The following is a 14801-nucleotide window of genomic DNA, read 5'->3' as shown; positions in this document are numbered from 1 at the left end:
TATTGCTCCTGTGAACTGCATTACCTACGCCGCGATCATCTCGCGCTAGTACCTCATCCGGGGATATCCTCGTAACGGCATCACGCTTTCCAATCCTATCGGCGGGTCGCAAGCGCCGCGCCGCTGCCTTTCCAGCGAGGCAGCGGCGCGTTAGGCTCAAAACACCGAACCGTTCATGAAGGTGTCCCATGCCCCCGATCCAGCATTTTGCGCCGCCCGCCGGCATCAAGTCCCCACCGCTCTCGTTCGCCGCGCGCACCGGCGACCTGCTGTTCGTCTCGGGTATTCCAGGCTTTGACAACAAGGGCACGCTGGCTGATGGTTTTGAGGCGCAGTTCGGCTTCGTCGTCGCCAACATCAAGCGCGTGCTCGATGAGGCAGGCTGCACGTTTCGCGATCTCGTCAAGGTCAACGTGCTGCTGACGCGCGCTTCCGACGTCGCCACGATGAACGTGCTGTATGCGTCGGCCTTCGGGCCCGCGCCCTACCCCGCCCGCACCACCTGCGTGGTGCAGGCGCTGCCCGATCCGAAAATGCTGATCGAGATCGAATGCGTGGCGCAGCTTCAGAAAGCGTAGGGCGGAGCCACCGGGTCGCGCGAATGGCGCGCCCGATGACAGGCTCCGCGATACCCATCGCTTCCGCGAGTCAATTGATGGGTTTCGCTGCGCTCTACCCATCCTACGGACCTCTCACGGCTTCGGCATGGTTTCCTTGAGTTGATCGCCGACGAAATTCGCGGCATGGCGATAGGCGGCATCGTTGTCGCCGCGGAACGTCACGGTTCGCTGCAACAGGAGTTTCTCGGCTTCGAGATCAAGCAACTGGATCTCGCCCCATTGGATCAGCGTGCTCATCTTGCGGATGCCGCCATAGACCACGAGCCGCGCGCCGGCTTTGCGCGCGGCGGCGACGAACACGTCCTGCGACATGCTGGTGGCGGTGCAGGGATGATCGCGGCATTCGATCGTCACCACGCGATAATCGCCCTGCGCCGCGAGATTGTCGCGCAGCAGATTTGCAAACGACGCCACGCGGGCGCGATGCTCCGCGCTCTGGTCCACGACCTCTCCGGAGGTATCGAAATAATCGAAATCCGCTACCGCCACCGCGATCGGCGCGGCGGCCAGCGATCCGTCCGATGGAAACGACAGCGCGGCTAACGCGCACAGCAGCGCGGCCAGTGCGACGTCATGCCGCCGCGACACGCACCACGAGGTTATTGCTTGCATCATGCACGTTCTCCTTGGCCCGATGGCCGCAATCACCGCCTGCCGAAGTTAGCAAATTGTAGCACGCTTAGGGAATTCGCTAAGCTATTCCGTTGTTCCCGCCTTTAATTGTTGCCTTCGTCGCGAAACCTGCTCGTTCCAAACGGGATTTCGTAGGATGGGTAGAGCGAAGCGAAACCCATCATTTCGCTCATCAGCACCAAATGATGGGTTTCGCTTCGCTCTACCCATCCTACGAACGCAACTATGGCTACCACCTTGTACTAACGGGCACGCTTGCTATCCTCCGCCAAAACCAAAAGCAGAGGAAACGCTCCATGCCCCTTCTCCAAAATCACATCGCCGTCATCACGGGTGCAGGCTCCGGCATCGGGCGCGCGATCGCGAACGGCTACGCACGGGAGGGCGCGCGGGTCGTGTTGCTCGACAGGGACGAGAAGGCGGCGGCGGAAGCCGCGAGGGAAATCCGCGACGCCGGCGCCAAAGCCGAAAGTTTTGCGCTCGACGTCGCGAACCGCGAAAATTGCGTCGCGATGGCGAAACAGATCGCCGACAAGGTTGGCCAGGTCTCGATCCTCGTCAACAATGCCGGCATCGTCCGCCGCAACGGCATGCTGGGCGCGGCCGATGACGTGATCAAGGATTGGGAAGACATCATCGCGATCAACCTCACCGGTGTTTTCAACGTGACGCATGCGTTCCTCGCAGCCTTGCGCGCCAGCAAGGGACGCATCGTCAATATCGGCTCGATCCAGTCCTTTGTGCATGTGCGCACGCCGAGCTCGCCGGCCTACACCGCCTCCAAACACGGCGTGCTCGGCTTCACCAAGGCGCTCGCCGCCGAACTCGGCAAGGAGGGCGTCCGCGTCAACGCGATCGGCCCCGGCTTCATCGCAACCCCGCTGAACGCCAACGCCCGCGCCAACAATCCGGAGCTGGTGAAGACATTCATCGATCACACTCCGCTCGGGCGCGCCGGCACCGCGGAAGACATCGTGGGACCTGCGATCTTCCTCGCCTCCGATCTGTCGGCCTACGTTTCCGGATCGATCGTGATGGTCGACGGCGGCTATCGGGCGGTGTGAGCCGAGGCTTCCGCCGTATCGCTATCGTTCCGCCGGATCCGCCGCCTTACGCTCCTGCAAGTCCCCTGCCGGACCTTCGCACCACCCGACGCAGGTCACGGCTGTTCGCGCGCCGTGTCTGATCGCTGAAAATTGAACGACACAGTGTGAAATCCAAGATTGCACACGATTATACCTGCAATTAGCGTATGTGAGCGTTTCCAAAGCCGATAATTCCAGAGATTTATTTCCCAGAGCTTCGCCGGCGACCGAAGGCGAATCGTTAGATCGAGAACGTCAACTCGGAAAAGCGTTACCGGTTGTCCGAAAAAATAGTGCTCGGACAAGAAGGTAGGGCTGGATGAGGATTCGAGCAGAAACCGCCTCATCAGGCTTCGGTGCATATTGCCGTGCGAAAGCGGCCAGGAGACGGACCTCAACGCATTTTTCTAACCAACCCCATAGGAGAGAAACATGGCGAGGCGAAGCACTCCAAAATCCGATGCCGCGGCACAACAATCCATCACCGCCAGTGCGGACGATCTGCTGCTTTCAATTCTCGAACAGGGTGGCGACACGACGAAAACCGGACGCTTCCTGATGACTTTCAAGGAAGGCGGCGCGGCCGCCGGAATGAAGTCGTTGCAGTCAAAGCGAGGTCTGCGCGTTGCGAACGCGCGCGATTTCAAGAATCAGGCCGTCAGTCTGGCAGACGCCGGAGACGCCCACGCCATGGTTTTCCCGGAGATCGGCGTGGCCCTGGTCGGTGGCGCCGCCGCCGTCGAGCATGGCATCACGACTGCCGAGTTCGTCGCCGCGGATAGCGCCACACAGTCGGTCGATCCCGAATATTTCATGTTCTCGTCGCAGATAAATCCGGGCGATTATCTGAGGGGCGTGCTGCGCACCGCGGAGATGATTTACCAGGATCTGGGCGCGTTGCCCGGCGCGGAGATGCTTGGCGACGTATCCGCAACGGCGATCGGCGCGACATGGGGGCTCAGGGCCTGCAAGGTGCCACCAAGCAATTTCGACGGCACCGGAATCAAGGTTGGCGTTCTCGATACCGGCTTTGATCTCGGACATCCCGAATTCGCCGGCCGCCCCATCGTCAGCAACACATTCGTCGGACAGCCGGTGCAGGATCTCAACGGTCACGGCACGCATACCGCCGGTACGGCGTGCGGGCCGCAATCGCCTGCCGGCCCTCTCCAGAGATACGGAATCGCGTTCCGTGCGCGAATGTTCATCGGAAAGGTGCTTACCAATTCCGGCTCCGGAACGCAGGCAGGGGTCCTTGCCGGGATGAATTGGGCCATTGCAAACCGGTGTGAGGTGATCTCGATGTCGCTTGGCGCACCAATACCGCCTCAGCCATCCTATACGGCCGCCGGCGCGGCGGCTCTCGGCGCCGGCTGCCTGATCGTCGCCGCAGCGGGCAACTCGAGCTCGCGTCCGGGCACCATCAATCCCGCCGGCGCGCCGGCGAACTCGCCGACCATCGTCTCGGTGGCCGCGCTCGACAGCTCGCTCCGGGTGGCGTCATTCTCGGATGGCGGCAAGATCGATATCGCCGGTCCCGGGGTGAATGTGTTTTCGTCGTGGCCGCGCCCGCAATTGCACAACACCATCAGCGGCACCAGCATGGCCACGCCGCACGTCGCGGGCTGTGCCGCCCTGTGGGCTCACAGCAATGCAGGCCTGAGGGGAGCTGCATTGCGCGCCAAGCTGGCCGCAACGGCCAGACACCTGCCGTTCCCCGCAACCGACGTCGGCGCCGGTCTGGTGCAGGCTCCATAGTCACCTTGCGCATCCCGCACCGGAGCCTATGCTCCGATGCGGGATATGCCCGATAGCATTTTGACCCGCTTGCCGCGCCGAGGCGCGTTCAGATAACGGCATGACCGCACCTGCCGCCACACTGAAGATCATTCCGTTGGTCCCAAACCTGGCGCTGCCCCGCGCGGCGTCTGCGCGCACGCGGGCGTCCGTTCCACCGGGTTACGGCGTCCAGGAGCAATGCCTGCCGTTCACGGCGGCCAGTGCACTCGGCGTCGTCATTCCCTCGCCCATCCGCTTCGGCTTCTGCATCATCGAAGAACTTCCGGCCGGATGCCGCGCGTTTCGCTCGCCCGCGAACAAACCCGGCGCCGACGGCAGCTACGCCGAACCGCGAGTCTTTTACGTGTTCGACAATCCGGACTGCCGTTTCACGGGCAACGCCTACGAGTTCAGGGGAGTTGCGCCCGCCGGCTCATCCTCGCGCGGCGTCCAGGAGCCCGGACTGAGCTTTTTCGACCGCGACGACCAATCTAGTCTGATCAAACTGCATCTGCCCTACATCTGGCGGACGCCCGAGTCCGTCGACACGCTCTTTCTCCCGCTGGTGAACCGGACAGGTCCCGGGTTTGAGGTAAAGAGCGGTCTGGTCGAAACCGACTGGTACGCAAGCCCGGTCAATCTGGTGATCGGCATGCCGTCAGGCCCCGTCCACATCCGGATCGGAGATCCGGTGGCGCAGGCCATCTTCGTTCCGCGTCCCCTGCGGCAGCCATCACTTGAAGTTGTCGACGAGCATGACCAGTTGAGCTTGAAGGCACGCGACGGCCTGGCAGATTGGGACAAGCGGCATGCCGAAGATCGCAGCCTGTACAAGGTGCTGGCGCGTAGCGCCGCCGGGCGCGTCGAGTAAGACGCGTCGCCGGAAAACGAGGAACCACCGATCGGGTTGCCTCGGCCTGCCGAACCGGGTCTGATGTCTGTCATGGATAGGCTAGCGGATTGTGCCTGGGCATAAGCGGTCTAACCCGCAGCCCGGTATTTCGAATATGAATATGGAGAGCACCATGGCGAAGAAGCAGAAAGAGGCCTTCGTGGTCACGGTTGCCGCGGATCACCCGATTCACGAGGTCGCACGCGACCTCAAGGCGAAGGGTTTCGAGGTGGACCAGGTTCTGGATGCGATCGGCGTCGTTACCGGCTCGGCCCTCCCCGCCAGCGTCGCAAAGATGCGAAAGGTTCCGGGCGTAAAAGACGTTTCCTCGGATTATCCGGTCGACATCGGTCCGCCCGGCGCACCCGTGTCCTAGAGTGTGATGACGTTTCTTCGAATCGTCAGCACACTCTATCTCTTTGATTTGAGCATGATCTTTTCGGAAAACCGGTCCCCGCTTTTCCGGATCATGCTCTGGGCGTATCGCGGCTGGAGCGGCCTGGCTTCGGCAGCATTGCCGGTTCGATGGCGAGCCTTTAACGGCAAGCATTTGACAGTTTTTCTGCGCTTGGTCACCTTGCGTCAATCCGAGTAAACCAAAACGCGCGAGCCCATGTCCAACGCCCCGCATTTCGACATCGACGTACCGAGCTTCTGGGCCGATCCCTATCCCGCGCTGGCGAAAATGCGGAAGGAGGCGCCGATCGCGTTCGTGCCGCAGCTCGGATCGACCGTGTTCACCCGGCGCGATGACATCTTCACCCAGGAGAAGCGCATCGACGTGTTCTCCTCGCACCAACCGAACGGGCTGATGAATGTGCTGATGGGCCACAACATGATGCGCAAGGATGGCGATGCGCACATGGCGGAGCGGCAGGCGATGTTTCCCGCCGTGTCGCCGCGCACGGTGCGCGACACCTGGGTCCGGCAGTTTCAGGCCCATGCCGACCGCATTCTCGACGAGCTGGCGCCGCAAGGCGCTGCCGATCTCTGCAAGGCGCTGGCGCTGCCGCTGTCGGCCGAATGCCTGAAGGACGTCACCGGGCTGACCAACATGCGCTTTCAGGACATGGACGCGTGGTCACAGGCGATGATCGACGGCATCGCCAATTACACCGGCAACAGGCAAGTCGAAGCGCGCTGCCACGCCGCCACATCGGGCATCGATGCCGCGATCGACGACATGATCCCGGTGGTGAAGAAGCAGCCGAACACGTCGATCCTCAGCGTGCTGTTGGCTTCAGGCCAACCAATCGAAAGCATCCGTGCCAACATCAAGCTTGCGATCTCGGGCGGGCAGAACGAGCCGCGCGATGCGATTGCCGGTGCGACCTGGGCGCTGCTGACGCATCCCGAACAGCTTGCGCTGGTGCGCGACGGCAAGGCAAAATGGATCGACGTGTTCGAGGAATATGCGCGCTGGATCGCCCCGATCCAGATGTCGCCGCGCCGCGTTGCGAAACCGTGGAGCTATGGCGGGATCGACTTCGAGCCGGAAGACCGCGTGTTCTTCATGTTCGGCTCGGCCAATCGCGACGAGGCCTGCTTTGCCGAGCCTGACAGCTTCGACATCACCCGCAACACCCAGAAGAGCATCGCCTTCGGCGCCGGCCCGCATTATTGCGCCGGCGCGTTCGCCTCGCGCGCCATGGTGGCCGACGTCGCGCTGCCGAGCGCGTTCGCACGGCTGCAGGGCCTGCGGCTCGACGAGCGCGAACCGGTGCGGATCGGCGGCTGGGCGTTTCGCGGATTGCTCAATCTGCCGGTGAAGTGGGACGCGGGCTGATTGTTGCGGTGGCGGCTACTGGCGCGGACATTCCCGGTAGCAGAACGTATCGATGATCCTGCCGCCCGGGATGATGTGAAACGCCAGCGTCTCCATGTAGTGATTGTCGACGAGATATTTTCGCAGCTTTGGATTGTAGGCGTTCAGCATCCGCTGGGTGGAGCCGGCGTTTATGTAAGGCGTCACCGGCCGGTCAGACCCACCATGGCAGCGAGAACAGCTCGACAAGGTGGCGGCTCGCGAAGCCGCGCAGCGACCAGGTCAAAGACGGCCACGTCACGGCGGCGAACAGCCCCGAAAGCATGGCGTGCCAGTCGCCCGGGGGCAGCAGCGGGTCGACCACGCCGCGCAGCCATGCGGTCGCAAGGCCCGTAAAGAGCATCAGCAGCGCCCAGCCGAACACGCGCGTCATCACCGCGTCTCCCTGCCGGCGCCGTGATCGCCGTTCGGCGAAAGCAGACGCATGTACCCAAACACCCAGCGCATGGCGAGGTACCAGAGATAGCCTCCGACGGTCCCGCAAACGGCAAGAATGATGATGTTGGCGGGATGATACTCGCCGCTCCACCACAGCATCCCGCTGATCCAGAAGACGGTGAAGAAAATCGCGCCGAGCTTCAATCGCTTTGCCTGATCCATGACATCCCTCCGACGGCTGACGGTCGATGCCATCATCAGGATATCGCCGCACCGCACCGTGAGGTCCGTCACGCCGCGCCAGAACCGGGCGGCTACGAACCCATAATCCAAAGTGGTTGCGGACTTCCGCTGTGATGCGCATTCCGGACTCACGTCAGACATCGCGTGGGGTCCGAAAAGTGCCAACAAGCGACAACACCAATGGTGCGATAGAAAGCCCGGAAGCCATCGCTCAAGAAAAAGTTCTACTTTGTCGATCTAAAAATATCGGTCGCAACCAAGATCGCGGCGTCCGTGCCGACATTTCGATGCCAATGGGTAGCGTCCTTTGTTTCAGTGGTTGTGTCACCCGCGTGAAAGGTTTGCGATGTGCCGTCGTCGCGAGTTACGACGACCGTTCCCTGAATGAAATAAGCGACCGCGGGCCGATCCTTATGATTGTGAATTCCGATGTGTCCGCCCGGTTCTATCGTGAACAATCGCTGCCGCAACTGCCAGCCGTCCATTCCTGCAATCTCAGGACCAAGATCAACGACAGCAGCCTTTCCAACCGCGAGGCCTTTGTTATCTTTCGGGGCTTCTTCAGCGACGGCGATTGGAGCCGCCGTCACGACAAATGCTGATACTGAAATCCAACATGCGATTTGATGCAATTTCATAGTTCTTAATCCCCCAGAGCACTAAAATGAAGCACGCGTTAGCCGATAGCAACAATTCACGGCGATCGGCTGCCGCCATTGTGTCGATGTCAACCTGCACAAGCCGCCTGTGGAGCCCAATTCTGCGCAGCCGTTGACCAGTTTGGCAATGTCCGTTGTGGGTCATGTGTGGACGACGCCCGCGTTGCAAGGAGAATCTGACGTTCGGCTTGCGGTCGGGTGCAAGTCATGTGTCCGGCCTGTTTGCGCGGCACCATGACCGCTGGCCCTGATGTAGTCCGCGGATCGGGTCCCAATCATTCGCACGGGCTTTGACGCCCATGACCCAGAAGCGGGTTGTCCCAATCGACGGCTCGACCGTTTCGCATCACGCCATCATCACCCTCGCAATTCGATTGTCTCGCTGCGCCGTTGCCTCATGCTCCCATTGCCAAGCCTCTTCAGGCGGCTGCGGCAAGCTCAGGCGCTCGATAGTATCCTCCCTTGGCCATGATCGCCCAAGCGATGCGCGCCATCTTGTTGGCAACGGCAACGGCGACAAGCTTGGCCGGCTTCCTGGCCAGCAGCTTCATAATCCAGGGATGCTTTTGCGGATGCTGCCGGGCGTGTCGAACAACGGCTGTTGCACCGATGACGAGCAACCGTCGGAGATAGCGATCTCCTTGCTTGGAGATGCCGCCGAGCCGGTCCTTGCCCCCCGTCGAATGTTGCCGCGGCAAAAGTCCGATCCATGCCGCAAAATCCCGACCGGACTTGAAGTCACTCGGGTCTGTGACAGTAGAAGCAATGGCCGTGGCCCCGATCACGCCTATCCCGGGCACGGTCTCAAGGCGGCAACTCATGTCATTGGCACGATGATGGGCGTGAATGGCGCGATCTAGAGTCCCGATCTGCAATTCCAGAGCAGCGAGCTGATCGACAATGGCCTGCAGCGCCTGTTTCATCGCAGATCGAACGGCTTGGTGGTTACTTTCGTCCGCAATTGTCGCTGCAAGCTGCGCGAGACCTTCACGTCCCGTCTCCGCAACGAGGCCGAACTCGGCAAGGTGGGCTCGGAGCGCATTGATCAGCTGCGTGCGCTGACGGATCAAAAGATCCCGCGTTCGATGCAACATCAGCAAGGCTTGCTGATCGGCCGATTGATCGGCACGAACCGCATTGATGGGCGTGTCACGGCCTCACAGATGGCGGCTGCGTCGGCAGCATCGTTTTTCGACCGTTTGACATAGCCCTTCACGTAGCTCGGCGGCATCAGACGCACGGTGTGACCGAGTTTGGAGACTTCACGCGCCCAATGATGAGCGGTTCCGCAGGCTTCCATGCCGACCAGGCAAGGGGGAATCTTGCTCAAGAAGTCGATGACCTGCTTGCGCAACTGACGGGTGATGACGACCTTGCCCGCACTATCCACGCCGTGCACTTGGAACACGTTCTTGGCGATATCAACGCCGATGGTGCTAACCTGCATGTGGACGACCCCCTCCGGTGATTCGTTGTTCAACGATCACCCTTTGGCACATTCGATGCCGGGAGCGGGCGTCGTCCACCACATCATTCGCGTCGCTTTGACGGTGTACCGATCACTTCCGGTCTGCCGCGATTAACGGACATCCTCAGAGCCAGGCGGCTTGTCTCAAACGTGCCCCAACACCAGTCATCGCACGCGTCCCGAGTTGGAAGTGACGGTCGCAGACGAGAGCGCCGCCGATGTTGCGTGAGCGCGGTGATGACCCCTCAAAATGAAGCTCGAAGCAAACTGAGGCGGGAGGGTCGGTCGTCATAAGTAGACCGGGTCACACAAGGAAAGGCGTTGATCAATTCCGTCTCCAACAATCCGCGCCGTCAGCGCGAGAATTGTGATCCGGCGGGAGGCGGCAGGCGGGAGTCTATCTTGGCTTGCGGAGGTTTAGGCTGCGGGACCGAGGCGGCCTGCGGGGCCGGTACTGGAGCTGGGGCTATGGCCGGAGGCGCTGACGATAGCTTCTGTCTGGCGTCGCCCTCGGCGGCCCGTAGTGCCGCAATGTTCTGGGCCATCTGCTCTTGTTTGGCGGCGAGTTGTTCTACGCTGCGCCGCACGACATCGAGCGTGGATGCCAGGGGCGCAAGCTGCCGCGTCGGGTCGATGGAAGTTACAGCCACGGCTGACGGCTTGGTCGTCGGAACGGATGATAGCACCCAACCCAGTATCGGAGCCTCGGCTGCCAGCATGTCCTTTGCTGCATCGCCATAGGACTGCCAGCCAAGCGTGGCGCCGACACCGATGAGAACCGCAATAGAGAACCGGACCAGGGTGCGCAACATCCGCCTGCCAAGCGAAGGCCGGCCGCTCGCCGGCTGCCTTTCCCCGAAACGGTAGGGATAGGGAGAATTTGTCGACGGCTTCATGCGCTGTCTGCCAGTACGCTGGTCGGGTCGGACGCCCAGATCGCGTGCAAGCTCGTCGAGCGACGTTGCTTCGGCTGTCAGTGGTGGGCTTTGCGAATATAACATTGGTACCTCCACCGACGGCTCTTCCAGAATTTCTCAAGGGAAGAGGCGATCCTGGTTTGACGGAAGGGAGGCAAGGACGTAGCAGCCTGAGGGCGTTTGTGAGGTCGTCGCACGATAGCGGATGATCGATACGTCCACTGTACGTCGCCAGATATCTTTAAGCATGATCTCCGCGCAAACGCGTTCCGCGTTTGTCGCGAGGGAAAACCGGTCTCCACTTTTCCGGATCATGCGCTAGCCGAACCGCGCCCGCGAGCGCTCCCGTGCCTTCTCGGCCTCGACCTCGCGGTCGCGTGGCGCGGCGTTGGTCTGCAGCGCGGCCAGCAGGCGCCGTGCGCTGTCGGACACTTCGGAAACCGCACGGTTGAACGCCTCGGCGTTGGCCTGCGATGGCGAATTGAAGCCGGAGAGCTTTCGCACGAATTGCAGCGCGGAGGCATGGATCTCCGCGTGCGTGGCCGGGGGGTCGAAATTGAACAGGGTCTTGATGTTGCGGCACATATCTCTCTCCTCGGCACCCATCGTCGATCAAGGACGAACGGCCAGTGCAAAATCCGACAGTTCGGCCTATTCTGTCATGGATCGCGCGGTGCGTTCACCCTGTCGGCCCCTGCAAACAGCGAGTTCCCGATGACCCATGTAACCTACAAGATCGTCGAACATGACGGCGGCTGGGCCTACACCGTCGACGGCGTGTTTTCCGAACCGTTTCCGAACCGCGGCGCGGCGCTGGCGGCCGCCAGGCGCGTGGCGGCCGAGCAGCGGGTGCCGGGCCGCACCGAGGTGATCGAATACGAAACCGCCGACGGCCGATGGCACTCGGAGACCGCCGCCGGCAATGACCGGCCGGAAACCGAGGTCGAGGGCTAGGCGGCTCGCGGTATCGCCGATCTGGTGACGGAAATAGCCGGTGTGATAAGGTTCCCCGCAAGCGGCGCACAAGACGGCCGCGGCCCCTGGGGAGACCATCATGAATTTTTCGCACGCCGCTTTTTCGGCCGCCGCATTGGCCCTGACCACCGTCACCGCTTTAGCAGCCGACTATCCCGCACCCAAACAGGGCGAGTGGATCGCCAGGGATTTCAAATTCCACACCGGCGAGACGATGCCGGAGCTGCGGCTGAACTACACGACCATCGGCGAGCCGACCGGACAGCCGGTGCTGGTGCTGCACGGCTCGGGGGGCTCGGCGGCGAGCATGCTGACGGCGACGTTCGGCGGCGAGTTGTTCGGCCCCGGCCAGCCGCTGGATGCCGCGAAATATTACATCATCATTCCTGACGGTGTCGGCCACGGCAAATCGTCAAAGCCCTCCGACGGCATGAAGACCGCGTTTCCGAAATACAATTACGAGGACATGGTCGACGCCCAGTATCGCCTGCTCAAGGAAGGGCTTGGCGTCAAACATCTGCGGCTCGTGATCGGCAATTCGATGGGCGGCATGCACACCTGGATCTGGGGCGGCAAATATCCGCAATTCATGGACGCATTGGTGCCGATGGCGTCGCAGCCGACCGAGATGGCGGCGCGCAACTGGATGCTGCGGCGGATGATGCTGGAGACCATCAGGAACGATCCCGATTACAATCGAGGTAATTACATCACCCAGCCGCGGATGATGAAATACGCCATCAACGCCTACGGGATCGCGACCGGCGGCGGTACGCTGGCCTATCAGGCGCTGGCGCCGACGGCGGAAAAGGCCGACAAGATGGTCGATGAGCGGCTGGCGACCGCCATCACGGCCGATGCCAATGACTTCATCTACCAGTGGGAAGCCTCGCACGATTACAATCCGGCGCCCTCGCTGGAGAAGATCGAGGCCACGCTGCTGTTGATCAATGCCGCCGACGACGAGCGCAATCCGCCGGAAACCGGCGTCACCGATGCGGCGCTGAAGCGCGTCAAGAACGGCCGCCTGTTCCTGATCCCGGCTTCCAGCGAAACGCGCGGCCATCTCACGACCGGCAATGCAATATTCTACAAGCAGCAGCTGGAGGAGCTGTTGCAGACCGCGCCGCAGCGCGCGATGTAAGCCGGCGAATCGGGCGCGCGATGTCGGCCAGTCGTTTTCGCCGCGCAGCGCTCGCTCTGCCCGGCGCGGTCGAAGGCGTGCATCAACGCACGGCGGATTTCCGCGTCGGCAAACGTATCTTCGCCACCCTCGGTTATTCCGACGATGGCTGGGGCATGGTGAAATTGACGCCTGAGCAGCAATCGATGCTGGTCGAGGCCGAGCCGGAAATTTTCCGCCCCGTTCCGGGCGGCTGGGGCAGGCAGGGCTACACCAATTTGCTGCTGGCAAAAGCCGATGCGACGACGCTGAAGAGCGCGCTCGCGATGGCGTGGAAGAATGTCGCGCCCAAAACGTCGGTGAAATCGGGCAGGAAAACGTCGCGCTGATTTCGCACCGCATCAATTCGCTGTGGCGACATCGCTCATTATTTGAGCGTGCATCCGCACGCCGCCTCCGCTTGAATTGTCGTAGAACTTGCGAATCGCGGGTGGCTTGCCCGCGAGGACAAGACGCAGCGGAGGATCGGATGCGAAGGCTTGCGCCATTCGTCTTGCTCGCCTGCCTTTCGGTGCTGGCCGGTGCGGCGCTCGCCGTCGACAGGGGCCAGTTCGGCCATGTGCCGCCCGATATCCGCGCCTGGTTCAAGAGCGTGATCGCGCCGAACGGCGTGCCCTGCTGCGATGAGTCGGACGGACATCGCACCACCTACGACGTTCGCGGTGGCGCCTATTGGGTTCCGATCGAGGGCCAATGGATGCAGGTGCCGGAGCGCGCGGTCATTCGCGATCAGGGCAACCCGATCGGCGAAGCCGTGGTGTGGTACGTGCATCACCGCGGCAGCATCATCATCAGCTGCTTCGTGCCGGCGGACGCCGTTTAACCACCAGGAGCATGCGTCACTCCAAAACGCCATGACGTGGCGCCGTGGCGCGGCGCGTGCTATTGCGCCGCGATGATCTCCGAACCGGCATATGACACGAGCCGCGCCGTCATGCGCTGGATCCTCGCCGTGTTCTATGCGGCGGCGGGCATTGCGCATCTCTGGACACCGGACAAGCTGCTTGCGATCACGCCGTCGTGGGTACCATTTCCATCGCAGGTGGTTTTGATCACCGGCGTCTGCGAAATTCTCGGCGCCGTCGCGCTGGTGACGAGGCCGCTGCGCCGGTGGGCGGGTATCGCTCTCGCCGCCTATGCGATCTGCGTCTGGCCGGCGAACTTCAAGCATGCAATTGACGGCATCGACCTGCCCTACGTCGCCAACAGCTGGCTCTATCACGGACCGCGGCTGGCGTTTCAGCCGATCCTCGTCTGGTGGGCGCTGTACTGCTCCGGGGTGATCGACTGGCCGTGGCGGCGATCGTGAGTGGCCGCCGAACGACGGCGATGGTATTCTGGGGAATGATCGGTCCCGGTTGGATCAGGACCGAAGGCCCAGATTCCTGTTTTGATCGGAGGATATTTTGACCGATTTCAGCGCGAGCGACCTCGCTACGATCTATCCTGCGCCCTCACCGCGCGTGATCGCCAAGGCGCGGCCGGAGATCGACGTCCATGCCAAGAAGTTCATCGGCATGTCGCCGTTCTGCGTGCTCGCCACGTCAGGCGCGGACGGCAGCGTCGATGCGTCGCCGCGCGGCGGCAATCCCGGCTTCATCCATGTCGCGGGTCCGAACCTGCTGTTGATGCCGGATCGCTCGGGCAACAACCGCATCGACAGTTTTCGCAACATCGTCGAGGGAAGCGGCTTCGTGCAGCTGATCTTCTTCGTGCCCGGGATCGACGAGACGCTGCGTGTCGGCGGCACGGGCAAGGTGTCGGCGGAGCCGGAGCTGATGGCCTCGATGGTGGAGTTCGGCAAGCCGCCGCGCGCGGTGCTGCGCATCGATGTCAGGGAAGTCTATTTCCACTGCGGCAAGGCGCTGATGCGCTCAAAGCTGTGGGCGGGTGAGCGGGTCGAGCGCTCGGTGATGCCCAGCATCGGCGAAGTAATCCACGACCAGACCGGCCTCGGCGAGCGCGAAAGCCAGGACGTGATTTACGAGCGCTACAAGACGCAGTTGTAGGGAAGTCCGTATCGGGTGTCGATCACCCTCCCCTGGAGGGGGAGGGTCGGCTCGTATGAGCGAAGCGAATGCGAGACGGGGTGGGGTGATCTCTCAACTCGGGCACTGTCAGACGCGGAGAGACCGTCACCCCAC

At 62.1% G+C, this 14801-nt stretch carries 20 protein-coding genes and 1 pseudogene; 13 read left to right on the top strand and 8 right to left on the bottom strand.

All coding sequences use genetic code 11. The annotated features are described in order from the left end of the window. Positions 1–188: 188 nt before the first annotated feature. Positions 189–578, top strand: coding sequence for a RidA family protein (locus ACPPVP_RS11330; RefSeq protein WP_426534113.1), 390 nt, complete (start codon positions 189–191; stop codon positions 576–578). Positions 579–692: 114 nt separating this feature from the next. On the opposite strand, the gene ACPPVP_RS11325 is transcribed toward ACPPVP_RS11330, so the two are convergent. Beyond that, on the bottom strand, positions 693–1235 hold the full coding sequence (locus ACPPVP_RS11325) for a DUF2380 domain-containing protein (RefSeq protein WP_426534111.1): 543 nt from the start codon (positions 1233–1235) through the stop codon (positions 693–695). A gap of 314 nt (positions 1236–1549) precedes the next feature. Here ACPPVP_RS11325 and ACPPVP_RS11320 point away from each other — a divergent pair, with 314 nt between their 5' ends. From ACPPVP_RS11320 to ACPPVP_RS11295, 6 genes are all read left to right on the top strand, one after another. Next, positions 1550–2317 (top strand): SDR family NAD(P)-dependent oxidoreductase, encoded by a 768-nt coding sequence (locus ACPPVP_RS11320; RefSeq protein WP_426534109.1) that lies wholly within the window; start codon positions 1550–1552, stop codon positions 2315–2317. Between the two features lie 453 nt (positions 2318–2770). Beyond that, positions 2771–4096, top strand: a complete 1326-nt coding sequence (locus tag ACPPVP_RS11315; RefSeq protein ID WP_426534107.1) for a S8 family serine peptidase — start codon at positions 2771–2773, stop codon at positions 4094–4096. A gap of 100 nt (positions 4097–4196) precedes the next feature. Further along, positions 4197–4988, top strand: coding sequence for a hypothetical protein (locus tag ACPPVP_RS11310; protein WP_426534105.1), 792 nt, complete (start codon positions 4197–4199; stop codon positions 4986–4988). A gap of 154 nt (positions 4989–5142) precedes the next feature. Further along, complete coding sequence (locus ACPPVP_RS11305; protein WP_426534103.1) at positions 5143–5385, top strand: hypothetical protein; 243 nt, start codon at positions 5143–5145, stop codon at positions 5383–5385. 6 nt (positions 5386–5391) lie between these two features. Beyond that, the gene (locus ACPPVP_RS11300) at positions 5392–5604 is read left to right on the top strand and encodes a hypothetical protein (protein WP_426534101.1); all 213 of its coding nucleotides are present in this window, start codon (positions 5392–5394) and stop codon (positions 5602–5604) included. Between the two features lie 18 nt (positions 5605–5622). Then, positions 5623–6795: a cytochrome P450 gene (locus tag ACPPVP_RS11295; protein ID WP_426534099.1), complete on the top strand. Its 1173-nt coding sequence runs from the start codon at positions 5623–5625 to the stop codon at positions 6793–6795. 15 nt (positions 6796–6810) lie between these two features. Here ACPPVP_RS11295 and ACPPVP_RS11290 read toward each other — a convergent pair whose 3' ends face one another. From ACPPVP_RS11290 to ACPPVP_RS11260, 7 genes and pseudogenes are all read right to left on the bottom strand, one after another. Beyond that, positions 6811–6981: a hypothetical protein gene (locus ACPPVP_RS11290; protein WP_426534097.1), complete on the bottom strand. Its 171-nt coding sequence runs from the start codon at positions 6979–6981 to the stop codon at positions 6811–6813. A gap of 7 nt (positions 6982–6988) precedes the next feature. Beyond that, positions 6989–7207, bottom strand: a complete 219-nt coding sequence (locus ACPPVP_RS11285; RefSeq protein ID WP_426534095.1) for a hypothetical protein — start codon at positions 7205–7207, stop codon at positions 6989–6991. Next, positions 7207–7434, bottom strand: a complete 228-nt coding sequence (locus tag ACPPVP_RS11280; protein WP_426534094.1) for a hypothetical protein — start codon at positions 7432–7434, stop codon at positions 7207–7209. Before ACPPVP_RS11280 ends, ACPPVP_RS11285 begins: the two co-directional genes overlap by 1 nt. 245 nt (positions 7435–7679) lie before the next feature. Next, positions 7680–7940 (bottom strand): cupin domain-containing protein, encoded by a 261-nt coding sequence (locus tag ACPPVP_RS11275; protein WP_426537798.1) that lies wholly within the window; start codon positions 7938–7940, stop codon positions 7680–7682. Positions 7941–8533: 593 nt separating this feature from the next. Further along, positions 8534–9561 (bottom strand): annotated as a pseudogene (locus ACPPVP_RS11270) (IS110 family transposase). A 374-nt stretch (positions 9562–9935) separates the two neighbouring features. Beyond that, complete coding sequence (locus ACPPVP_RS11265; protein WP_426534092.1) at positions 9936–10583, bottom strand: hypothetical protein; 648 nt, start codon at positions 10581–10583, stop codon at positions 9936–9938. A gap of 234 nt (positions 10584–10817) precedes the next feature. Beyond that, complete coding sequence (locus ACPPVP_RS11260) at positions 10818–11084, bottom strand: DUF2277 domain-containing protein (RefSeq protein WP_426534090.1); 267 nt, start codon at positions 11082–11084, stop codon at positions 10818–10820. Between the two features lie 129 nt (positions 11085–11213). On the opposite strand from ACPPVP_RS11260, the gene ACPPVP_RS11255 reads away from it, so the two are divergent. From ACPPVP_RS11255 to ACPPVP_RS11230, 6 genes are all read left to right on the top strand, one after another. Next, a complete protein-coding gene (locus tag ACPPVP_RS11255; RefSeq protein ID WP_426534088.1) occupies positions 11214–11453 on the top strand; it encodes a DUF2188 domain-containing protein in 240 nt (79 codons plus the stop codon). Positions 11454–11553: 100 nt separating this feature from the next. Next, positions 11554–12618: an alpha/beta fold hydrolase gene (locus ACPPVP_RS11250; protein WP_426534086.1), complete on the top strand. Its 1065-nt coding sequence runs from the start codon at positions 11554–11556 to the stop codon at positions 12616–12618. A 20-nt stretch (positions 12619–12638) separates the two neighbouring features. Continuing rightward, positions 12639–12986: an MmcQ/YjbR family DNA-binding protein gene (locus ACPPVP_RS11245; protein WP_426534084.1), complete on the top strand. Its 348-nt coding sequence runs from the start codon at positions 12639–12641 to the stop codon at positions 12984–12986. A gap of 140 nt (positions 12987–13126) precedes the next feature. After that, positions 13127–13480: a hypothetical protein gene (locus ACPPVP_RS11240; protein WP_426534082.1), complete on the top strand. Its 354-nt coding sequence runs from the start codon at positions 13127–13129 to the stop codon at positions 13478–13480. Positions 13481–13591: 111 nt separating this feature from the next. After that, on the top strand, positions 13592–13966 hold the full coding sequence (locus tag ACPPVP_RS11235) for a DoxX family protein (RefSeq protein WP_426534080.1): 375 nt from the start codon (positions 13592–13594) through the stop codon (positions 13964–13966). Positions 13967–14063: 97 nt separating this feature from the next. Next, positions 14064–14666: an MSMEG_1061 family FMN-dependent PPOX-type flavoprotein gene (locus tag ACPPVP_RS11230; RefSeq protein ID WP_426534078.1), complete on the top strand. Its 603-nt coding sequence runs from the start codon at positions 14064–14066 to the stop codon at positions 14664–14666. Positions 14667–14801: the final 135 nt, after the last annotated feature.

The organism is Bradyrhizobium sp. McL0615 (assembly GCF_049993905.1).
Classification (GTDB): domain Bacteria; phylum Pseudomonadota; class Alphaproteobacteria; order Rhizobiales; family Xanthobacteraceae; genus Bradyrhizobium.
Note: the sequence above shows the minus strand (reverse complement) of the source record. Positions and strands in the feature narration are given on the sequence as shown.